We start from the raw sequence: 21489 nt of genomic DNA, 5'->3' as shown, positions 1-21489 counted from the left end.
CATTCGGTGGTAATTCGAAATGGCACCAGATTTTGCGCCGGGCCAGTTCCGCCCCGGCTTCCATCGACGGTATGTCCGCTTTCCTCTTGAACGTCCCCGGTGGCGGATCGTCCGCTGACGGCCTAATTCCAGACTTTTCATGGCGTCCGTTTTGCGCCTCATGCACGAACCCACTCCGCGGGAGGGGGCGCCTCGTTCTGCGATGGCGCGATATTCATAGACCTTGAGCGGGTAGAGGCGTCGATCTGACCATGGAGTTCCCTTCAACGAGAGGAACTCGCCATGGCTACTCTGTCGACCGATGCACCAATCTCTCCGCTTCGCCAGCGCATGCAGCACGACATGCTCATGCGTGGCCTGGGCTCCCATACCCAGCAGGACTATGTTCGTCACGTCCGGCGCTTCGCTGTGTTCCTTGGCCGCTCGCCCCACACTGCGACGGCTGAGGACATCCGTCGATTCCAGCTGCATCAGCATGAGAGCGGCGTCGGCCCTGCGACGATCAATGGCGCGGTCTCAGCCTTGCGGTTCCTGTTCCTCGTGACGCTGAAGCGGCGAGATCTGGCGCGTGCGCTGGTGATCATGAGGTATCAGCGCAAGCTCCCCGACGTGCTGAGCGTGGAGGAAGCGGCGCGCCTGCTCGAAGCCGCACCAGGCATCAAGTACAAGGCCGCACTCGGCGTCGCCTATGGCGCGGGCCTGCGCGTGTCCGAGGTCGCACACCTCAAGGTCGACGATGTCGATAGCACGCGCATGCTGATCCGCGTCGAGCAGGGCAAGGGCCGCAGGGACCGTAATGCGATGCTCTCACCGCAACTGCTTGAACTGCTGCGGCTATGGTGGCGCGAAGGCAGGCGGCGCGGGGTGATGCTCCCGCATGGCTGGCTGTTTCCGGGGCGCAGCTGCACGGCGCCGATCTCGTCGCGGCAATTGCACCGGGCGGTCCAGGAGGCAGCCGAAGTCGCGGGCATCCGCAAACGCGTCAGCCCGCACACGCTGCGCCACAGCTTCGCCACCCACCTGCTCGAACAGGATGTCGACATCCGCGTCATCCAGGTGCTGCTTGGCCACAGCAAGCTCGATACGACTGCGCTTTACACCAAGGTCTCGACGCGGACGATCCATGCGGTCGCAGGGCCGCTCGACCGGCTGATGGCGCTGATGGAAGGCAAGACGCCGCCCGGCTGAGCCGTGCGCACCTCTGTCGAGGTCGCCGACATCTTCCGTGCTGCCGGCCCCGCCTATCGGGCCGCCCATGCAGGTCACCTGAGCCTCATCCAGTTCAAGGTGATGTCGGCGATCGAGCATTGCCGCACCGCAGCGCTCGGCGGTCACGTCGAGGCCTGCGAGGACTGCGGACAATGGCGGATCGCCTATAACTCCTGCCGCAACCGGCACTGCCCGAAGTGCCAGGGCGCGGCCGCGCGGACATGGCTGGCTGAGCGCGAGGCCGACCTGCTACCGGTCGGCTACTTTCACGTCGTGTTCACGCTGCCAGCCGAGATCGCCGACATTGCCTTCCACAACAAGGCGCTGGTCTACGACCTGCTGTTCAAGGCGGCATCGGAGACGATGCTGACGATCGCCGCCGATCCCAAGCATCTCGGCGCACGCATCGGCATCACCGCCGTGCTCCACACATGGGGCTCGGCAATGACCCACCATCCGCACGTGCACATGATCGTGCCGGGCGGCGGCATCGCACCGGACGGAAAACGCTGGGTCTCGTCGCGCCCGGCTTTCCTGCTCCCGGTGCGAGTGCTTGGGGCGCTGTTCCGCCGACTGTTCCTGACCCGGCTGGTCGCGCTGCACGACGCCGGCTGTCTCACCTTTTTCGAGTCGATGGCGCACTTCACCGAGCGACGCGCCTTCCTGCGCCAGCTTGCTGCCGTCCGGAAGAAGCGCTGGGTCGCCAAGGCGCCGTTTGCCGGGCCGGATGCGGTGCTCGCCTACCTGTCGCGCTACACGCATCGGGTCGCGATCTCGAACAGCCGCCTGATCGCCTTCGACGAGAGCGGCGTCACCTTCCGCTACAAGGACTATCGCCGCGACGGCGTGGACCGGCAGCAGGTCATGACGCTTGGCCCCGACGAGTTCATCCGCCGCTTCCTGCTCCATGTCCTTCCGCGCGGCTTCCATCGCATTCGGCACTACGGCCTGCTCGCGGGCTCCGCCCGCAAGGCTAGCCTCGCACGTGCCCGCGAACTGCTGAGTGTCGCTGCGCCGCCCGATGAGAACACCCCGAACGAACCGGACGACTTCCGCCCGCCGTGCCCGTGCTGCGGCGGACGCATGATCATCATCGAAGTGTTCGAACGCCGGAAGCCGCCGCGCGGACCGCCGGACACTTCGGCACCGAACTGGGAGACTTCCCCATGACCCGGCATGGCATGGTCCAGACTTCAGTCGCAGGCCCTCAGCCTTCGGCGACGGACCCACGCGCGTCCATGGTGATCATCGACGCCGAAGGGGACACGTCCAGTCGCGCGCCGGGTCGACAACACCCCGCGAAAACGCGACGAAGCGACCTGGCAGCATCCATAGCGGCGCTTCCCTCCGGCGGTCCCGACATCGCCGACATCAGCCGTAAATCGAAATCCCCATAGCCACCCTCGTGGCCCGCGGGTTCCTGCATGAGAGGCTTTCGTACGCCTGCCGGCACCCGAAACCCTTCACCATCTCGGACGTTTGAGCCGAGATTTCTTATCACCTGAAAGCCGACACGAGCTTGCCTACATCGCGCCACATCAAGCAAGCCGCCAACTTGCAGGCGAAGCCCCCGCTAAAGTCCGACCATCGTTGCCCTAGATGATCACTTAGGCCTGTCGACGGCTTACTATGAGATCCTTTCGGCGGCACCAAGACGCGATGCGCGCATTCACCGGCCAGAAGTAACCGACGCAGGCGACAGCACAGGTGGCGACCCTGGCGCATAGTAAGTCGCCAGTGCTTGGACTATCCCGACAATCACTAGCACGGCTGTAAGCCAGCCTATCCGCCGCTGCTGGGTATCGGCATCTCGAAACCTTCGCTCCTCCAACTCGTAGTTGGCCAGCGTGGTGAGGCCCTGAGACTGGAGGGAGTAGATAAGATTATCCGCTTTCTTCAGGTCGCCGCTGGCGATGAGCGAATCCAGCACCAAATCGTAGTAGGCTCCGGTGGTTTCTTGCTCCGGGTGCCGAAACCACCGACGGGTGTAAAGGATCTCCAACAAGGCAAACGAACTGGCTCTGAAGTCCGGGTCTTTGATCGTCTGCTGGACAAAAGTGGCCAGCACCTGCATCCGGTCCTGCCGCGCCAACGTCCGCTTGTTAAATCGGCCTTGCTCGCGCTTATCCTTCTTCTCGATTCTCCAAGAACCCAGGGTGTAGTAACTCCAAACGAAGGCGAGGGCGTTGTCCCACTTGATGTTATAGCCACTGTAGTGGTGGATGCCGAGAAAACTGAAATCCCGAAGGTTCTTCATGGGGATAACGCACTCAAGACCGTGTTCGTTATGACCATTGAACCACAGGCCCTCGGCGCCCTCTTTGACCAAGCCGGTCAGCAGGAACTTCTTGTCAGTTACCTTATCGATAAGCCGGACCGACAAAAAGTCGTTGGTCTCGTCAATGGTAAAGCCGCCGGGCGAAGCCTTAGTCAGGGCTAACCTGAAGGCGATGATAAAAACCTTCGTGCGAAACCAGCCGGCAATAGACATCTGCGCCCCCCAAGCCGCACTTACTGATACTCGTACAGCGAGTGGTGCATATAGATATCTCGCTTGATAAGCTTAGCGTCCCGAACCTTGCCGCTGTTTCGGTCAATCTCAACCATAACTCGTATTTTCACCGGCTCAGCCAGCGCGATTGTAGCGGTTTGGGCGCCGTGCCAAACGCCGTCCTCGCTATCGTAACCGCCCTCGCTGTGGTCTTCATATTCCAGGTCAACCTCAACTTCAGCCTCTGCCACCATTGTGGCGACTACCAGCTTGTCGCTCAAGGCAACGACAGCCTCGAACTCAACACTGAAGATTTTTAGCAGCCTGGGGTCGAAGGCGTTACCCTCGGCTAAATCCCCCATGTAAACGATATGAGCGTCCTTCAATTCCAGGCCCAACCTTCTCTCAAAGGTGGCGTCGAAATCGGGCTGATTGATAGCTTGCTCGACCGCCTGTTCGCCTTCCGCTCCCAGGTCTGCCGCCGCATCCAATACCTTGTGTATCGAGTTGAGGTGGAAGAACAGCTCGGGCTCAGCGAGTGCGGCGTTTGTGAATGCCTTATCCTCGGTGACGATATACATATGGCTGTCGTTTGCGCTGCACCAATCCGCGAGGGCCTTCAGCGCAAAAGCGTCCGGAAACTCCTTGCTGCTCGGGGCGTCGAATGGTGGCCGACGGTCGAAGTAGTCGATTAAAACGGCCTCGGCTGTCTGGTGAGATGCTTGGTGATGCTTGGCGTCACACTCCCTGAGAATAAACTCGTTGAACTGATTCTGGAGGGCAGAGGTCACTTCCTTCGTGTCGAAGTCGAAGTTGCCCTTTGGAAACCCCTTGGGCGCTCGCTTTCTCCAGATGGCAAGCTCCTTCTCGATGGCTCGCAACTCACGATTTTTGCTATTCACTTTCTCCCGGATTTGCCGGGCAACCTCGGCAAAGGTGATGTCGGTGATGTGGAGGACGACGCGGCCGCCCTGTATCAACGCCTGCAATTGTTGCAGGGCCGGATTAGCGGGGCTGTGCCCCAAGGCGCGGTAAACCTGGGTGTCCAGGAAAACGTGCCTGGTCTTCATCCGCTCTTCGTCAACTTCTTTTTTTGGAGACTTCATGCAAAGCGGCCTTTTTATTTGCGCTGTTGCCGGGACTGCGTTCTAATAACTTGTTCCGTACACGCGTCCAAGGTCGCGCGGAAGACTCCAATATCGGGAAGCGTACGCCATGCATGTATCCGGGAAAGGCTAGCCGGTTCTCGGGGGTCAAGCGGATTGCGAGCAGCCTGCGTCTCAAGCACCGCAGGCAGAGCACGGTGTTAGGCCCATCTTGGTCCGCTTGTCCTAGCCCGTACCAAGCCCGCAAGGGCCGTTCCTGGACTTCTTTTCGTAGCGCTCCAGCACGGTCGCGCGCTTGACTAGGATTTCCACCCTCGGCTTGTAGTGCTGGTCCTGGATATGGGGTTGGCTGATCGCATAGGCGTCCACGGCTTCGGCGGGAGATTTGCCCTCCCCGATGAGCGTCCCGGCTGCGGAATACCAGCACACGTCGCCGGTGTGCCTGGTTTCGTCCTCGTCAATCTCAAGCTTGTAGAGAAACTTGTCCGGTTCGTGGTCCCAGGTCCACCGCGCCCAACTCTCATCTCGCCATGTATAGAGGGAGTTGGCGCGAAGGTCGTGTCCATTTGGGATTCCATCCCGGAAAGCCTGCTCGGTCGGAGCGTGACCTGCATTCAGGGATGTCAGCGCATGGTCGCCGGCTGAGGTCATCTCGTCACCGGGCTCAAAAAGCCGGCCATCCGTTCTCCAAACGATTTTCTTTGCCATGTGCCACCATTCAAAACCCAAGAGGCCTCCGTCGAGGACCTTATACACGTCTGAAACCTACTTGCTGAAGTCATCCACAAAGATGTGGCTCTGCGAGTCCAGGAAGCTCTTGGCTGCCGGGTTAGGCGCACCTGAAGGCGCCGCCAAGCCGCTCATATTTCGAATGGTCTGTGAGTGTAAAATGCGATTTTCACACTTTCCGGCATGCCCGAGGAGTTTTTGACGTCAGCTCGCGGGCCAACAGCGGAACGGCTGCGTCCGAACATCATCATACTGTAAGCTGCCAGTCCGCTCTCGGCCCATACAAGTCATTCGCTCGTGCCTTCGCGATGACATTTCTTGACGCCCCCCAATCTTCCAAGCCTGCAACGTTCACTGCATCGCACGGGCGCGTATGTTGGGTATCTTCAATATTCTGGAACGTCACGTCATGCTGCTTCCATCTACTACCAAACAGTGGAGGCTGTGCCCGTGACACCGACGAAGCTCCTTGTCGGCCAGATCGTAGTTGTGTTCGCCATCGTCATCGTTGGCATATGGGCGGCAACGCAATGGTGCGCCCACATGCTGGACTATCAGCCGCAGCTTGGCGCGCCATGGTTTGCCGCGGCGGCCCGGCCGATCTACAAGCCGTGGAAACTGTTCGAATGGTGGTTTCACTTCGACGCCTATGCGCCTGAGGTCTTCGACAAGGCCGGCATGCTTGCCGGAGCCAGCGGATTCTTGGGGTGTGCGGCCGCAATAGCTGGCTCCCTCTGGCGCGCGCGGCAGAGGGGGTTGGTCACCACCTACGGTTCCTCACGATGGGCCGCGGCTCGGGAAATCGAGAAGGCAGGCCTGTTTGAGCCGGCCGGCGTTTTCCTTGGCAAACTGAAGGACCACTATCTGCGACATGACGGGCCGGAACATGTCATGGCCTTTGCGCCGACACGTTCGGGCAAGGGCGTGGGATTGGTCGTTCCAACGCTTCTTTCCTGGACCGGCTCGGCCGTCATTCACGACATCAAAGGCGAGAACTGGCAGCTGACTTCCGGCTGGCGGTCGAAGTTCTCTTTCTGCCTCCTGTTCAATCCGACCGACTCGAGATCGGCGTGCTATAACCCGCTGCTGGAAGTGCGCAGGGGTTCAGATGAGGTCCGCGACGTTCAGAACATCGCGGACATTCTCGTCGATCCGGAAGGCGCGCTGGAGCGGCGGAATCATTGGGAGAAGACTAGTCATTCACTCTTGGTCGGGGCCATCTTGCACGTGCTCTACGCGGAAGAAGAAAAGACGCTCGCGCGCGTCGCCACTTTCCTGTCGGATCCGCAACGCTCGTTTGCCGCGACACTGCTGCGGATGATGACCACCAACCACCTCGGCACGGCGGACACACCTCGGGTCCATCCCGTCGTGGCCTCGGCGGCTCGCGAGGTGCTGAACAAGTCAGAGAACGAGCGTTCTGGCGTTCTCTCGACCGCAATGTCGTTTCTCGGGCTCTATCGTGATCCGACGGTTGCCTCGGCAACATCGGCCTGCGACTGGCGCATTGCCGACCTCATGGATGCGGAACGACCGATGTCGCTCTATCTAGTGGTGCCGCCATCGGATATTTCGCGCACCAAGCCACTGGTGCGACTGGTGCTCAATCAGATCGGCAGGCGACTGACGGAGCGGCTGGAAGGTGACCCGAAGAAAAGCCGCAAGTACCAACTGCTCATGATGCTGGACGAATTTCCGGCTCTTGGTCGCCTCGACTTCTTCGAGACCGCGCTCGCCTTCATGGCGGGTTACGGCATCCGCGCCTATCTGATCGCGCAATCCTTGAACCAGATCTCCAAAGCCTATGGCGAGAACAACGCCATTCTCGACAATTGCCATGTGCGCATTGCCTTTTCCTCCAACGACGAGCGCACGGCCAAACGCATATCGGATGCGCTCGGTACGGCGACGGAACTCAGGTCCATGCGCAACTACGCCGGCCACCGGCTGGCGCCCTGGCTTTCGCACGTCATGGTCAGTCGCCAGGAGACCGCTCGCCCGCTGCTGACGCCTGGCGAAGTGATGCAGTTGCCGCAAGCTGACGAATTAATCCTTGTTTCCGGGTTGCCGCCGATCCGCGCCCAGAAGTTGCGCTATTACCAGGATCCGAATTTCACCGAACGGGTGCTGCCGGCGCCGGTGTTGCGCGACGGTCTGTACGCGGACTGTCCTGCGTCGCGCCCCGACGATTGGAGCGGACAAGTCCGCAGTGTTGACCGCCGTCTCGCTGCCGATGACGAACACGCCGGCGCGGCAATCGAAGAAGGGAGCGGCGTGCAACAGCAGCGTCATCCCGGCCTGCCTGAAGACCACGTCGTCGTCTCTCGGGAGCCTGATCAGGATGACCTCTTCAATCTGTCGGACGATGACGCCGAGGCACTCGCAGACAAGCGCGTCATGGACCGGGTTTCTACCGCGGCGAGCGCCTACGGCCTCAACGAGGGAAGGGGCGACGACAAGGACATCATCCCCGGCTTCTGAACGCTTTCCGCAACTGAGGCGTATCTCGGCGTAGATAACGCCCATAAGCGATTTTGCGGATATCGGCGATGTTCGTTCGCACCGCCGGCGCATCAGCGCCGGCCAGTCGGAACGAGATGTATGAAGCCCCATCGCATTCGCCACCAGTTTCTGCTCGAACCCGAATTGAGCGAGAAGCTGGAAACCCTCAGCCGCAACCCGTCGACCACGAAATCGGCAATCGTCGCGAAAGCGGTCGAGGCCTTCATCGAACGGCGTGGTGAAAACGAGCTCGACCAGCGCTACGGCAAGCGGCTGGACCGTCTTTCCCGCGATCTCGACCATGTCAGGCGCGACGCCCAAATAACTCTGGAGAGCCTGGCGCTCTTAATCCGCTTTTCAATCACGCTTCATGCGCACACGCCAATTCCGGATCGGGCGACACAGGCGATCGCCCAAGAGCGCTTTGACAAATTCGTCGAGCAGGTCGGTCGCCAGATAGCCTCCGGGAAGCGCTCGCTTGGTTACGGCAATGGCAACGGAGGCGAAGGATGAACTCTCATCCCGCAGCGGACCACCGCCGCCGAGCCATGCTGCGCACAGCCATGGGCGCCGCGATCACCGAGGCCCTTGCCGATCCGACCGTCATCGAGGTGATGGTCAACCCCGACGGCGCGCTGAGGCTCGACCAGTTGGGAGAAGGCCGGGTCGATACAGGCGTGCATATGCATCCTGCCGAGGCGGAACGCATCATCCGGCTCGTCGCCTCCCATGTACGCGCCGAGGCGCATGCAGATAGTCCGATTGTCAGTGCCGAATTGCCATCAGGCGAGCGCTTCGAGGGTCTGCTACCGCCGGTCGTGCTGGCGCCATGCTTCGCCATCCGCAAACCGGCGGCAAAACTCTACACGCTGGCCAACTACGTCGCCGATCGCGTCATGCTCCCGCTGCAGGCTGATGCCCTGAGGAAGGCAGTGCGCGAGCGGCGCAACATCCTGGTCGCCGGCGGCACATCGTCGGGCAAAACGACACTTACCAATGCTCTACTGGCAGAAGTCGCCGAATGCGATGAGCGGGTGATCCTGATTGAGGACACCCGCGAGCTGCAATGCGCGGCCAAGGACTGCGTTGCCATGAGGACGAGGCGGGGCTCCATCACACTCGCCGATCTCGTACGCTCGACCTTACGGCTGAGGCCCGACCGCATCATCGTCGGCGAAGTCAGAGGCGCGGAAGCGCTCGATATGCTGAAGGCATGGAACACCGGACATCCCGGCGGCATTGCCACGGTTCACGCCAATTCGGCACGCTCCGCACTCTATCGTATTGAGCAGCTCGCCCAGGAAGCCGTTGTCACCGTTCCCCGCCGGCTGATCGCCGATGCCGTCGACTTGGTCATCTTTATTGCCGGAAGAGGACCCGCGCGCCGCGTTGACGCGATCGCCGAGGTCACGGGTCTCGACGGCAGCGGCGATTACGCCGTCACCCCGCTCACACTTCCGCAAGTCCAGCAGCTCTGAAAGGTCACCTCATGCGCAAGAAGCTTCGCTTTCTTTCGTTCGCCGCCGTCGCGCTTCTTCTCACGGCCCAGGCCCACGCTGCCGGCTCCGGCATGCCGTGGGAACAGCCGCTGCAGCAGATTCTGGAATCGGTGCAGGGGCCGGTCGCCAAGATCCTCGCGGTGATCATCATCATCACCACCGGTCTGACCCTTGCCTTCGGCGACACGGCGGGCGGTTTCCGCCGGCTGATCCAGATCGTCTTCGGCCTGTCGATCGCCTTCGCGGCCTCGAGCTTCTTTCTTTCCTTCTTCTCCTTTGGCGGCGGGGCAGTCGTCTGATGAGCACCGGAGAGCAGCATATCGAAGGCTTCGAGGTTCTGGTCCATCGGGCGCTCACCGAGCCGATCCTGCTCGGCGGCGCGCCGCGGGCGGTGGCGATCCTCAATGGCACGGTGGCCGCGGCCATCGGCCTAGGCCTGCAGCAGTGGATTGCGGGTGTGATCCTCTGGATCGCCGGCCACACGCTCGCGGTCTTTGCCGCACGGCGTGATCCGGATTTTGCCAGCGTGCTTGTCCGTCATCTTCGTCAAAAGGGCTGGCTTGCATGCTGAAGCTTTCCGAATACCGCGGCAAAGCCGACCGGCTTGCCGACCATCTGCCCTGGGCAGCACTCGTCGCGCCCGGCATCGTGCTCAACAAGGATGGCAGCTTCCAACGGACATTGCGGTTTCGTGGCCCCGACCTTGAAAGCGCGACGGAGGCCGAACTCATCGGCATATGCGCGCGGGCAAACAATGCGCTGAGAAGGCTCGGCTCTGGCTGGGCATTATTCTTCGAGGCCGAGCGCATCGAAGCGCTGGGCTATGCGAGCTCGGCCCTTCCCGATGCTGCCTCATGGCTGATCGATGAGGAACGGCGCGCGGCCTTCGAGGGCAAGGTCGCGCATTTCGAGAGCATCTATCATCTGACCTTGGTCTTCATGCCTGGGCCCGATGGCCAAGCGCGCGCGGAAAGTGCTCTCGTCGACTCGCATGACTTGGGAGGGGAAAGAGACTGGCGCCAGGAGCTTGCCCGGTTCCGAGACGAGACTGACCGCGTTCTCGATCTTCTTTCGGGCTTCGTGCCCGAGGTGCGCGCGCTCGACGATGCCGAGAGCCTGACGTACCTGCACGGCACGATCTCGACACGCCGTCATCCGGTTGCCGTGCCGGAAACGCCAATGTATCTCGACGGCGTCCTGGTTGACGCGCCGCTGACCGGCGGCCTAGAGCCGATGCTGGGCGAGCAGCATCTGCGCACGCTCACAGTTCTCGGCTTTCCGAACGTCACCCGGCCAGGAATCCTTGATGCGCTCAATAACCAGGATTTCGCCTATCGCTGGGTGACGCGCTTCATTCCACTCGACAAGGCGGAAGCCACGAAGACGCTGACTCGGCTCCGCCGGCAGTGGTTTGCCAAGCGCAAATCGATCGCGGCTATTCTGCGCGAGGTGGTGACCAACGAACCGGTGCCTCTCGTCGACAGTGACGCCGACAACAAGGCGCTCGATGCCGATGCAGCACTGCAGGCATTGGGCGGCGATCATGTCGGCTTCGGCTATCTCACCACAACGGTGACGGTGTGGGATCAGAACCGTAAAGCCGCCGCGGAAAAGCTTCGCGCCGTCGAGCGGATCGTCAACGGGCTCGGCTTCACCACCATTCGCGAAAGCATCAATGCCGTCGAAGCGTGGCTTGGTTCATTGCCGGGTCATGTCTACGCCAACGTTCGCCAGCCGCTCGTTCACACGCTTAACCTTGCCCATCTCGTGCCGCTGTCGTCCGTGTGGGCAGGTCCAGCGGAGAACGAGCACCTTGCCGAGGTCACCGGCGATTACGCTCCGCCGCTTCTTTTCGCCGAAACCAGCGGCTCGACGCCGTTTCGGCTTTCGACCCATATCGGCGATGTCGGCCACATGCTGGTTGTCGGGCCGACCGGTGCCGGCAAGTCGGTTCTGCTTGCCCTGATCGCTTTGCAGTTCCGGCGCTACGCTGGCGCGCAAATCTATGTCTTCGACAAAGGCAATTCGGCCCGCGCCGCCGCGCTTGCCATGGGCGGCGACCACCATGCGTTGGGTGCGAATGGTGCGCTTGGTTTCCAGCCGCTGCGCCACATCGACGACCCGGCCACACAGAGCTGGGCTGCCGAATGGATCGCCGGCCTCATTGCCCACGAGAATGTCACAGTCACCCCGGAGGTGAAGGAGGCAATCTGGTCGGCGCTCACCAGCCTCGCCACCGCGCCGGCGCAGGAACGCACGCTGACTGGCCTGTCGGTCCTGCTTCAGTCAAATGCGCTCAAATCGGCATTGATGCCCTACACGCTCGACGGACCATTCGGCCGCCTGCTCGATGCCGATGACGACCGGCTGGCCATCTCGGATGTGCAGTGTTTCGAGACCCAGGAGCTGATGCACAGCCAAGGCGCTGTGCTGCCTGTGCTCACCTATCTGTTCCATCGTCTTGAGGACCGGTTTGACGGGCGGCCGACGCTGCTCATGCTCGACGAGGCCTGGGTCTATCTCGACAACCCGCTCTTTGCCGCCCGCATCCGCGAATGGCTTAAGGTGCTGCGTAAGAAAAACGTCTCCGTCATCTTCGCGACGCAGTCGCTTGCCGACATCGCCGGCTCTTCTATCGCACCCGCAATCATCGAGAGCTGCCCGCAGCGCATTTTTCTCCCCAATGATCGTGCGGTGGAGCCGCAGGCACGGGCAGCCTATGAGCGCTTCGGTCTTAATGAGCGACAGATCGAATTGGTCGCCCGCGCCACGCCGAAGCGCCACTACTATCTGCAGTCGCGCCGCGGCAATCGCCTCTTCGAGCTCGGGCTAGGCCCGATCGCTCTTGCGCTTTGCGGCGCCTCCGACCCGGCCGCGCAGACCCTGATCGACAATATTCTTTCCGAAGAGGGGCAGGGCAGCTTTGCCGCCCGTTTCTTCAGTGCGCGCGGCCTGGATTGGGCTGCCGAGCTTCTCCAGCAATTTCCTCAACCTAACAAGGAGCAATCGTCATGATCGGACGCCGCCTTTTTACTAGCCTGGTCACCGTTTCCCTGATTGCCAAACCGATGGCTGACTACGTCCAGCCGGCCTATGCGCTCATCGTGTTTGACCCGTCCAACTATACGCAGAATGTGCTGTCGGCAGCACGCGCATTGGAGCAGATCAACAACCAAATCCAGTCGCTTCAGAACCAGGCGACCATGCTGCAGAACATGGCGCGCAACCTTCAGCGCCTGGATTTCTCTTCCGTGGGCCAGCTTACCGGCTCGCTCCAACGGATTGACGGTCTGATGACCCAGGCGAGCGGCCTGAGCTTCGATCTCGACAAGCTGCAGGACCAGTGGCGCCAGCAATATCCGGAAAGCTACGACGCCACCATCAAGGTCAGCGATGTGGCGAGCGCCGCGCGCGAGCGCTGGCAGAGCGCCATGCAGGCGTTCCGCCAGACCATGAGCGCGCAGTCGCAGATCGTCGAGAACGTGCAGGCCGATGGCGACCTGCTTACCGATCTCGTCAATCGCAGTCAGGGCGCGGCAGGTGCCCTCGAGGCAAGCCAGGCTACCAATCAGCTGATCGCGCTTTCGACCAAGCAGCAGATGCAGATCCAGACGCTGCTTGCGACCCAGTTCCGGGCCGAAGCCGAGGATGCGGCGCGCAAGGCGCAGTCTGAGGAAGCCGCTCGCGAGAAGACGAAGCGTTTCCTGGGCACCGGCACGGCTTATCCCGGCAACTGAGCGGCAGTTCTTCAAGACAACGAGGAAGGCGGCGACATGAACGACCTCGGAGTCATCGATCGCTTCATGGAGACCTTTACCCGCTACATTGACAGTGGGTTCGGTCTGCTTTCGGGCGACGTCGCCTTTCTCACCACCATTCTGATCGGCATTGACATCACGCTCGCGGGCTTGGTCTGGGCGTTCGGCGGCGAGCCCAACATTCTCGGCCGGCTTGTTCGCAAAGTGCTCTATGTCGGCGCCTTCGCCTTCGTCCTGAACAATTTCAAGAACCTCGCCGACATAATTTACCGCTCCTTTGCCGGTCTCGGCATCAACGCATCGGCCGGCAACCTGTCCGCCGACAGTCTCCTGCGGCCAGGCCGCATTGCCGCGGCCGGCTTCGAGGGCGCCTGGCCGCTCCTCAATCAAGCGAGCCAGCTAGTAGGCTTCCCCGAGATCTTCGGTAACGCGCTCACCATCTTCGTGCTGCTTCTGGCCTGGTTCCTGGTCCTCATCGCCTTCTTCATTCTTTCCATCCAGCTCTTCATCACCATCCTCGAGTTCAAGCTCACCACGCTGGCCGGCTTCGTCCTGGTGCCCTTCGCGCTCTGGAACCGCTCGGCGTTTCTGGCCGAGCGCGTGCTCGGCAATGTGATTTCGTCGGGCATCAAGGTGATGGTGCTTGCCGTCATCGTCGGCATCGGCTCCACGCTCTTTGGCGAGTTCGCTTCCGCCCTGCAGGGCCAGGAGCCGGACCTGGCGGCGGCCATGTCTCAGGTGCTGGGTGCGCTGGCGCTGCTTGGGCTCGGCATTTTCGGCCCCGGGATTGCCTCGGGTCTTGTTTCCGGCGCGCCGCAGCTTGGCGCCGGCGCGGCACTTGGAACAACGGCGGCCGCAGCTGGATCAACGCTCGTTGCCGGAGGCGCTGCGTTTGCCGGCGCGCGCATGGCAACAGGCGGCGGCCTCGCCGCAGTCCGTGCCGGCGCCGCCATGGGGTCCGCTGCCACCGTCGCTTGGCAAACGGGGCGCGCGACATCGCCCGAGTCCGGGCTGTCCGGGGTAGCTGCTGGGCTGCATGGGGTTGCGAGTGCCGCTAGCGGCGCCGCGATGCGGGGAATGCGATCCGCAGCAGAACCATTCCGCCGTAGTGCCGACGCCGGTCGCGATGCCGGCTGGACCGCGACCGGCGGCATGCCGACCGAGTCAAAGACAGGAACCTCGCCCGCTGCAGCCTCTGACCCCGCGCCGGTCTGGGCAAGGCGTCTGCGTTCCGAACAGACCGCACGCGCCCATCGCAATGCTGCCACGCAGGCGGTGCGCGATGGAGATCGGGGCGGAAGCGGCGCCAATCCCTCCCTCAATGACAAGGAAGACTAGATGCTCTTCAAGCGACCCGTTCAGCGTTATGGAAAGACGCCCGAACCCGTAACACCCTACCAGAAGGCCAGCCAACTCTGGGATGAGCGCATCGGCACGGCGCGCGTCCAGGCCAAGAACTGGCGCTTCATGGCCTTTGGCTGCCTGGCTCTGACGACGGGGCTTTCCGGTGGGCTTCTGTGGCAGTCGATGCAGGGCCGCGTCGTGCCTTATGTCGTCGAGGTCGACCGCTTTGGCGAGGCGCACGCGGTCGCGCCGGCAGTCCAAAACTACCAGCCCGACGATGCCCAGATCGCCTGGCATCTCAGCCGCTTCATCCAGAATGTCCGTTCGGTTTCCACCGATGCGGTTCTGGTGCGGCAGAATTGGCTGTCGGCCTACGACTTTGCCACCGACCGAGCGGCTCTCTTCCTCAACGAATATGCCAAGGCGAACGACCCTTTCGGCCAAATCGGCACGCGCAGCGTGTCAGTGCAGGTGACCAGCGTGGTCAGGGCTTCCGACAGCTCGTTCCAGGTCAAATGGACCGAGCAGGTGTTCGAGCGCGGCAGCCTCGCCAGCACGACGCGCTGGATCGGGATCCTCACCATCCTCATCCGCCCGCCTAGGACAACCGAGCAGCTGCGCAAGAACCCGCTCGGCGTCTTCATCAACGCCATCGACTGGTCGCGCGAGCTCGACAGCGCCGCGCCAACCCCCGTTTCCCCTAAGGAGCCCGCCAATGACAAATAGAGCCCCATTGCTTCGTGCTGCCTTGATCCTGTCGGCGTCTGCTGCGGTTCTTTCGGCCTGTGCCTCGAAGCCAGTGCCGCCGCCTCAGATTTCCTATGACCACGAGGACTTCAAACCAGCCGCGATCGAGAAGGCGCCGGAGAAGCCGGTCAAGGTCGTGGAAGTGCCGAAACCGTTACCGTTGCCTGGTCAGTTGATGCCCGCACCCGGCAAGCCCGCCCCAGATAAGCGCTCGCCGGAAGAACAGGTCGCCGATGCCAACAAGGCGGCGACGCAACAACCCACCAAGTTTGGCTATGTCAATGCGGTGCAGGTTTACCCCTTTGCCGACGGCGCGCTCTACCAGCTCTACGCCGCGCCGGAGCGCGTCACCGATATCTCATTGCAGCGGGGCGAGAAGCTGACCTCGGTCTCAGCCGGCGATACGGTCCGTTGGGTGATCGGTGACACCGTTAGTGGCTCAGGCGATGACCAGCGCACTCATGTGCTGGTGAAGCCATTCGCGCCGGGGCTTGCCACCAATCTGGTCATCACGACGGACAGGCGATCCTATCACCTGCAGCTTCAAAGCACTGAGAAAACTGCCATGGCGGCGCTCTCCTGGATTTACAGCGAAGACCAACTCGTGGCGCTTCGGCGGCGCAACGCTCAGGCAGAGGCTGAAATGCCCGCGGCCTCGAACGTAGCACTCGAAAACATCCGCTTCCGCTATTCGATCACCGGCGACACGCCGCCGTGGAGACCGACGCGCGCCTTCGATGATGGCAGCAAGGTCTACATAGAGTTCCCGAAGCGCATTGATCAGGGCGAGGCGCCACCGCTCTTCATCGTCGGTGCTGACGGGGACAACCAGCTCGTCAACTATCGGATGCACGGCAACTACTACATCGTCGAGCGCCTCTTTGCCGCGGCTGAACTCCGTCTCGGCGCCAAGCAGCAGCAGGTGGTGCGCATCACCAGGACCGACGGACGGCAACTGCCGCGGCGGATATCGCTCTTTTCGCGGTTTGGCAGGTGAGGGGAGGCTCATGACCGACACGTCCCGCCCCAATGTTCCGCCCAAACTCGATCCCGAACAGCTGCAGCTGCGGGCCTCACCGCGCCGGGCCGTGCGCTTCAAGCGCGGCATAATCGTCGCGATCGCAGCTGTTGGCTCCGCCACCATCTTTGGCGTCACGATGATGGCGCTGCAGGGGCCGGCACTGCGCCTGAAGCAGCAGGCTGAAGAGCTTTACAGCACCGACCGCAACCCGACCGCCGAGGGACTTGAATCGCTGCCCAAGGACTATTCCGGGAGCAAGCCGAAGGCTCCGGTGCTTGGACCGCCGCTGCCCGGGGATCTCGGCCGTCCTATTCTCGAGCACCAGCGCCAGCTTGGCATCGCACCTGGGCAAGACGTTTCCGCCGAGGCGCAGCGGCTTGCACAACAAGCGATTGAGGCGCGCGAGTCGCAAGTCCTCTTCCGCATCGAAAACCGGCCCCAGCAGACGGAAGCTTTTGGCAATGGGCAGGGCGGACGTTCGCCTTTCGAGACGGCGTCTCCGCAGCCAGATACCGAAGGCCAGCGAGCTTCCGTCGCGCCGGCCGAGGGCGACCAGAACAATCAACAGCGCAAGCTCGATTTCATCGATCAACGGAACACCGGCGGGATCTACAACCCGCATGCACTGCAGACGCCGGCTTCGCCCTATCAGATCATGGCCGGTAGCGTGATCGCTGCAAGCCTGATCACCGGCATCAATTCCGATCTGCCCGGCCTTGTCGTCGCCCAGATCACCGAGAATGTGCACGACAGCGTCACCGGCAGCATCCTGCTCATCCCGCAGGGCTCACGGCTGATCGGCACCTACGACAGCGTTGTAGCCTTTGGGCAAAGGCGCGCTCTGTTGGTGTGGCAACGCATCGTGATGCCGGACGGCTCCTCTACCGAAATCGACAATCTGCCCGTGACCGACGCGGCCGGCTATGCCGGGCTCGAGGACAAAGTGGATTTCCATACTTGGCAGCTGATCAAAGGCGTCGCGGTGGCCACATTGCTGGGGGTTGGTACCGAGTTGAGCTTTGGGGAAAATGAAAGCGACTTGGTCAAGGCAATTCGTGAATCCGCCCAGCAGAACGTCAGTCAAGCCGGCCAACGGATCACGGAAAAGAACCTGAACGTCCAACCCACGATCACTGTCCGCCCTGGTTGGCCGTTGCGCGTCGTCGTGCACAAGGACCTCGTGTTGCGGCCATATACGGGGTGAACAGGAGGACTTGATGGCTAATTTGAAACTCGGAAAACTTCCGGACCGGACACCTTCGAAGATCACCATCACCGTTGGCGCCGACTTGAGCCAAGCACTTAATGACTATGCCGCACTTTACCGTCAGACCTATGGCGAGTCCGAAACCGTGGCTGAACTGATCCCCTTTATGCTGGTCGGATTTCTGGAAGGTGACCGGGCATTTGCCAAGGCCAGAAAGGAAGGTTTACTGGGCGCTGGCGCGTCGGAGAAACCACGAAGGCAATCATCTTCCACGCTGGACAACGGGTAGCGCTTGGTGTCGTTTGGTCGCACGCTAGGTTCTTGATCCTGACCGCGTTGCGGCCGGTCCCAGCGAGCGCTTCGCAAAATTGAGATCAGGCTTTCGCTTTACGCGTTGAGGTAGGTTTTCTTGGCCGGAGCAGCCTTCCTTCCCAAACCTAACGATTTTGCCAGCGCTTATCAGGCGGCCGAATAGTTCAGGGCGACCACGGGATAGTCCTTCGCCAGTCCCCACCTCGCCTGGTATGTATCGGGGCCGTGCATGCGTGCGATCTACCGGTGGGAGTTTTTCTCGAGCCTTTCGGCCGCGTCCGCCAGTTCCTTCGATCATTTCTTGAGCAGCGAATTCGCTTCCTCCCGGAAATATTCCCCAAGATGGTCAAGCAAAGCATGGATCGAACGCGGATGGCTTGGGGTCTGCGAGGTGAGCGGGGTCGCCACGCCGAATTAGGGCATGTAGCCAAGCCCACTGCCGCGGTTGCGGTTGGTCCGGCAAAGCGGCGATGCGCTCTGCGGTCTCGGCGTCGGCCTGTTGCTGTCGCAACGCGACCAGAGCCGCCTTTTCAACCGCTTCTGACTCGCCGTCGACCAAGCCTTCGAGAAACTCCACAGACTCCTCGATCGGCATCCATCCCGCAAGTTCGGCGACCATCAGACGGTCTGAACTGTCTGTGCACTCGCTCATGCGAGTGATCGTCTCGACCAAGCGTCGCCGTGGTGCGGCACGGCACAGCAAGCGCCTAATTTGATGGCGAACGGGAACCGGCGCTGCGGCGTGGTCGCCCAGCACGACGTCCGCTGCCCTTTCGGCATGAGCTCCAACAACAGGTAGGCGGCCGACTCTGCGCGGGACGCAGCACGCCGGCGGTGATGAGCCGATCGCGAGTCGCGTCTGCAACGGCCAGTCTGGCAGCAACGCTGGCCGTCCACGGATAGATCGCACTCCCATCAAGTAGCGTGCCAGCGAGACGGAGCAAAGCATATCCGTCGCTGGCATGGAACGCGCCTGGGTGCGGTTCTCTATCGTCGCCCTTCGCCAATATCGATCGATTAGCTCATATTCGCTGACAGCCGGCCCAGCGCTCGCTTCCGGGAATTCGGCAATAGATCGCCGCCAATGTGGGACGTGTAAGCGACAGCAGCACGTCGTCAGGGAGGAACTTAGGATCGCGGCCGGACCGGCGGAGATGTTCACGCACTTGCGCCAAGGTGAAGTCAGGCACGGCCACTTCGCTCAGCCCCTCGGTCGTCTGATGCAGCAGCCTCGTCATACGATTCTCCGCTGAAATCACCGTCCTGATACCCAGGCGCGCCCAGGGCACCGCTGCCAATTCGGCGGCTAGATCCGGATCGGGCCAGGTGGTCGAGGAACAAGGTCAGCCAGACGCCGTCCTTGTTGCCAAGTTGCGGAAATCTCGCAATTGGCAAGCTGCGGTCAAAATCGGTGCGCCAAATGGTCTGACGAACTTATACATCCGGGACAGGTAAGACCGGCTATTCTAGCCTTCGTCAGATCACAGGTCCACCATCGCCGAACCTTCGAGCGAGAGCAACAGCCGAAACCTGGCAGCGGCTATTCCCGAACGAATTGATCCGCACCTGCGTTGATTGAAGCCCACATATCGTCGGGTTCCTCGGCATCGGCAACGTTTTGCGTCATCTGCCAAAGAGTGTCGAGAACGTCTGAACCATCTGCAGCGGTAGTCAGTTGCCCTACCCAAGCAGTTATCGCTGCTACCGGCCAGGCGACGACAAACGAGATTAGATCGCCATTTACAAATCCGGCCACGTCTCCGGTCAAGGACTTCCCGCTCCCGCTTTTCGCGGTCGTATATGAACCGGACACTTTGTTCCCCACAACGGCAAGAAACATCTTCGAACCAAGCTCGTTTTTCCAATGTCCGGCAAAGTCGGGACCGTTGCCTGAAGTCATCGAAAGCAGCTTGAGCGCCGTCTCAACTTTTCGCACGTTACATTCCTCCCAAGGTCGACCTTGTGTGGCTTATATCCAAAGGGAGCTTGACGAAGCAAGGCACGTTCCGTCAGTTGTGGGAGAAAAAGGGGTGATAAGCAAGCAAGACAGAAAACCAGCCAGCCTAGATTCACCACTCGTCATGGCCGATGAATCCAATGCGCTGACGACGGCGACAAGAGACCGCCGCCCCTCCGGAGCCAATCCATCATTCCAACCAATCTTTCTGTCCCGCATTGCGCTTTGTTGCCGGCAATAGAAGAACGACTCTGTCCAGGATCTGATTTCAGACAGAATTGTTGCCCGCACCGGACGGCAGTTTCTAGACGCAGATATTGAATGCACCCCTCAGATCGGCGCACTCCCCCTGCGCCACTGAACATTCGCTGACTAGAATTGGGCTTGTTCTCGGATTGCCGCTTCGTGTTCGCGTACGAGTTCTTGGAAGCTAGCGAACGCGACGTAGAACAGCATCTGTTCTCGCTCCAGCAAGGTCACAATCTTGGCAAGGTCGAGCGGCTCACGTCCGCCGAACCCGTAACGGACCTGGCCCGTCTTCTCGTTGACGATCCGCGTTACGAGTTGCGTCATTCCAACCACAAACCGCGGCGAGAAACGATGATTGTAGGCATTGCGGAAATCGTCGGTGCCACCGCGGAAGGCACTTGCGCCAATGGCGTCAAGCGCGCGCTTAAGTCCTTTGTAGCCTCGCCAAGACTTGCCATACTTGTCAGCCACGTGGGGATAGATGTCGTAGTCGAGCGGCAGGTCGTCGCTCCAGGTGGCTGGCCGCTTGAGCATATTCGCCTGATGGCACAGATGGGCGGCGGCGAAGCCGAAGCGCCCCTTGACTACATAGGGAGAGTTCAAGGCGTTGGTGGCGAGTGTGTCGATGAATTCATGGGTCGCGTCAAATTGTTTCTTCTGCGTTAGCGACTGGATCACCCTTGACCAAGCTGTCAGGCTATGGACGTCGTTGGTAAATCTATTGATGGTATTGGCGAGCTCACGCCCAAATTCGTCGAGCATCCACGAATACGCCATCCATTGGACGCCAATCGGATTGGGCAAGTTCGACCAATTGTAGGGCATATAGCGCCCGGTGAGCGGCGTCCCCTTTAAGGTTTTCCGGAACTGTCGATAGAGCGAGATCCCCATAGCGAGAGTTGTACTCGACGGCGTTCAAAAAGCCATACGCGTCAGTCGCCATTTCAATCGGATCGCGCCGGTATAATTCGGCTTAGGGATTGGGTTCGAGGGCGTCGCGGATATGACGTTTGCATGGCGAACCAGCGCGATGGCGGCGCATTGACGGTCGGGAAATGGAACTTTTCCGGTGTCCTCTACCAGTTGCTTGCAACGTTGAAGGCCGGCCTCACCGCAATGATCGAAGAAGTGGTAGCCAACCGCGACGGTGCCAGCGTCCGCATCGTCGTCGAGCGCGCGAGAGGCGGCGATGCCCAGACGCTCCAACCTGTGGTCCGCAGGGTCGACTAAATCAAGATCCGCCGGGGAATGGCGCCTTGGACTTCGCGCACGATCGTTGAAGAGGTGCTGCCAGATCTGTTTGAGGCCGCGGGCAATGGTGCACAGCCAACCGAATTCCGGTTCATCACAATCTCGAT

At 61.3% G+C, this 21489-nt stretch carries 22 protein-coding genes and 1 pseudogene; 15 read left to right on the top strand and 8 right to left on the bottom strand.

The window, feature by feature from the left end:
* Positions 1-282: 282 nt before the first annotated feature.
* Positions 283-1188, top strand: coding sequence for a tyrosine-type recombinase/integrase (locus NL532_RS29135; RefSeq protein WP_031203396.1), 906 nt, complete (start codon positions 283-285; stop codon positions 1186-1188).
* A gap of 3 nt (positions 1189-1191) precedes the next feature.
* Positions 1192-2379, top strand: a complete 1188-nt coding sequence (locus NL532_RS29130) for an IS91 family transposase (RefSeq protein ID WP_023829593.1) — start codon at positions 1192-1194, stop codon at positions 2377-2379.
* A gap of 499 nt (positions 2380-2878) precedes the next feature.
* Here the strand turns inward: NL532_RS29130 and NL532_RS29125 are convergent, their stop codons facing one another.
* The 3 genes from NL532_RS29125 to NL532_RS29115 form a co-directional block, all read right to left on the bottom strand.
* Positions 2879-3700, bottom strand: coding sequence for a hypothetical protein (locus NL532_RS29125; protein ID WP_023829592.1), 822 nt, complete (start codon positions 3698-3700; stop codon positions 2879-2881).
* A 20-nt stretch (positions 3701-3720) separates the two neighbouring features.
* On the bottom strand, positions 3721-4806 hold the full coding sequence (locus NL532_RS29120) for a PIN domain-containing protein (RefSeq protein ID WP_023829591.1): 1086 nt from the start codon (positions 4804-4806) through the stop codon (positions 3721-3723).
* Between the two features lie 225 nt (positions 4807-5031).
* On the bottom strand, positions 5032-5514 hold the full coding sequence (locus tag NL532_RS29115) for a hypothetical protein (RefSeq protein WP_155923846.1): 483 nt from the start codon (positions 5512-5514) through the stop codon (positions 5032-5034).
* A gap of 471 nt (positions 5515-5985) precedes the next feature.
* Here NL532_RS29115 and NL532_RS29110 point away from each other — a divergent pair, with 471 nt between their 5' ends.
* From NL532_RS29110 to NL532_RS29055, 12 genes are all read left to right on the top strand, one after another.
* A complete protein-coding gene (locus NL532_RS29110; protein ID WP_031203393.1) occupies positions 5986-8016 on the top strand; it encodes a conjugal transfer protein TraG in 2031 nt (676 codons plus the stop codon).
* Between the two features lie 120 nt (positions 8017-8136).
* Positions 8137-8550, top strand: coding sequence for a CopG family transcriptional regulator (locus tag NL532_RS29105; RefSeq protein ID WP_023829587.1), 414 nt, complete (start codon positions 8137-8139; stop codon positions 8548-8550).
* On the top strand, positions 8547-9515 hold the full coding sequence (gene trbB, locus NL532_RS29100; protein WP_031203392.1) for a P-type conjugative transfer ATPase TrbB: 969 nt from the start codon (positions 8547-8549) through the stop codon (positions 9513-9515). Before NL532_RS29105 ends, trbB begins: the two co-directional genes overlap by 4 nt.
* Before the next feature lie 11 nt (positions 9516-9526).
* A complete protein-coding gene (locus NL532_RS29095) occupies positions 9527-9835 on the top strand; it encodes a TrbC/VirB2 family type IV secretion system protein (protein WP_023669260.1) in 309 nt (102 codons plus the stop codon).
* Complete coding sequence (locus tag NL532_RS29090) at positions 9835-10107, top strand: VirB3 family type IV secretion system protein (RefSeq protein WP_023776464.1); 273 nt, start codon at positions 9835-9837, stop codon at positions 10105-10107. The genes NL532_RS29095 and NL532_RS29090 overlap by 1 nt, the downstream gene beginning before the upstream one ends.
* Positions 10101-12551 carry a conjugal transfer protein TrbE gene (trbE, locus tag NL532_RS29085; protein ID WP_023829585.1) on the top strand — a complete coding sequence of 817 codons (2451 nt, stop codon included), beginning with the start codon at positions 10101-10103 and terminating at the stop codon, positions 12549-12551. The genes NL532_RS29090 and trbE overlap by 7 nt, the downstream gene beginning before the upstream one ends.
* Positions 12548-13273, top strand: coding sequence for a P-type conjugative transfer protein TrbJ (gene trbJ, locus NL532_RS29080; protein ID WP_023776466.1), 726 nt, complete (start codon positions 12548-12550; stop codon positions 13271-13273). The genes trbE and trbJ overlap by 4 nt, the downstream gene beginning before the upstream one ends.
* Before the next feature lie 36 nt (positions 13274-13309).
* A complete protein-coding gene (gene trbL, locus NL532_RS29075; protein WP_023724109.1) occupies positions 13310-14632 on the top strand; it encodes a P-type conjugative transfer protein TrbL in 1323 nt (440 codons plus the stop codon).
* Positions 14633-15364 (top strand): conjugal transfer protein TrbF, encoded by a 732-nt coding sequence (trbF, locus tag NL532_RS29070; RefSeq protein WP_023724108.1) that lies wholly within the window; start codon positions 14633-14635, stop codon positions 15362-15364. It begins immediately after the preceding gene.
* Positions 15354-16382 (top strand): P-type conjugative transfer protein TrbG, encoded by a 1029-nt coding sequence (trbG, locus tag NL532_RS29065; protein WP_023724107.1) that lies wholly within the window; start codon positions 15354-15356, stop codon positions 16380-16382. The genes trbF and trbG overlap by 11 nt, the downstream gene beginning before the upstream one ends.
* A gap of 10 nt (positions 16383-16392) precedes the next feature.
* Positions 16393-17610, top strand: coding sequence for a TraB/TrbI/VirB10 family type IV secretion system protein (locus NL532_RS29060; RefSeq protein WP_023692450.1), 1218 nt, complete (start codon positions 16393-16395; stop codon positions 17608-17610).
* A gap of 13 nt (positions 17611-17623) precedes the next feature.
* The gene (locus NL532_RS29055) at positions 17624-17902 is read left to right on the top strand and encodes a DUF2274 domain-containing protein (RefSeq protein WP_023692449.1); all 279 of its coding nucleotides are present in this window, start codon (positions 17624-17626) and stop codon (positions 17900-17902) included.
* A 173-nt stretch (positions 17903-18075) separates the two neighbouring features.
* Here NL532_RS29055 and NL532_RS29050 read toward each other — a convergent pair.
* The 5 genes and pseudogenes from NL532_RS29050 to NL532_RS29030 form a co-directional block, all read right to left on the bottom strand.
* Positions 18076-18147, bottom strand: a pseudogene (locus NL532_RS29050) (MucR family transcriptional regulator); the annotation flags it as partial.
* A gap of 124 nt (positions 18148-18271) precedes the next feature.
* The gene (locus NL532_RS29045) at positions 18272-18577 is read right to left on the bottom strand and encodes a hypothetical protein (protein ID WP_155922416.1); all 306 of its coding nucleotides are present in this window, start codon (positions 18575-18577) and stop codon (positions 18272-18274) included.
* A gap of 370 nt (positions 18578-18947) precedes the next feature.
* Positions 18948-19163, bottom strand: coding sequence for a hypothetical protein (locus NL532_RS29040; protein ID WP_023692447.1), 216 nt, complete (start codon positions 19161-19163; stop codon positions 18948-18950).
* Between the two features lie 302 nt (positions 19164-19465).
* Positions 19466-19861, bottom strand: a complete 396-nt coding sequence (locus NL532_RS29035) for an avidin/streptavidin family protein (protein WP_023692446.1) — start codon at positions 19859-19861, stop codon at positions 19466-19468.
* 393 nt (positions 19862-20254) lie between these two features.
* Positions 20255-21022: a hypothetical protein gene (locus NL532_RS29030; protein WP_023829582.1), complete on the bottom strand. Its 768-nt coding sequence runs from the start codon at positions 21020-21022 to the stop codon at positions 20255-20257.
* A gap of 123 nt (positions 21023-21145) precedes the next feature.
* On the opposite strand from NL532_RS29030, the gene NL532_RS29025 reads away from it, so the two are divergent.
* A complete protein-coding gene (locus NL532_RS29025) occupies positions 21146-21361 on the top strand; it encodes a hypothetical protein (RefSeq protein WP_023692444.1) in 216 nt (71 codons plus the stop codon).
* Positions 21362-21489 lie beyond the last annotated feature (128 nt).

This window comes from Mesorhizobium sp. C120A (assembly GCF_030323105.1).
GTDB lineage: Bacteria > Pseudomonadota > Alphaproteobacteria > Rhizobiales > Rhizobiaceae > Mesorhizobium.
This window is presented reverse-complemented; position numbering and strand designations above follow the sequence as displayed.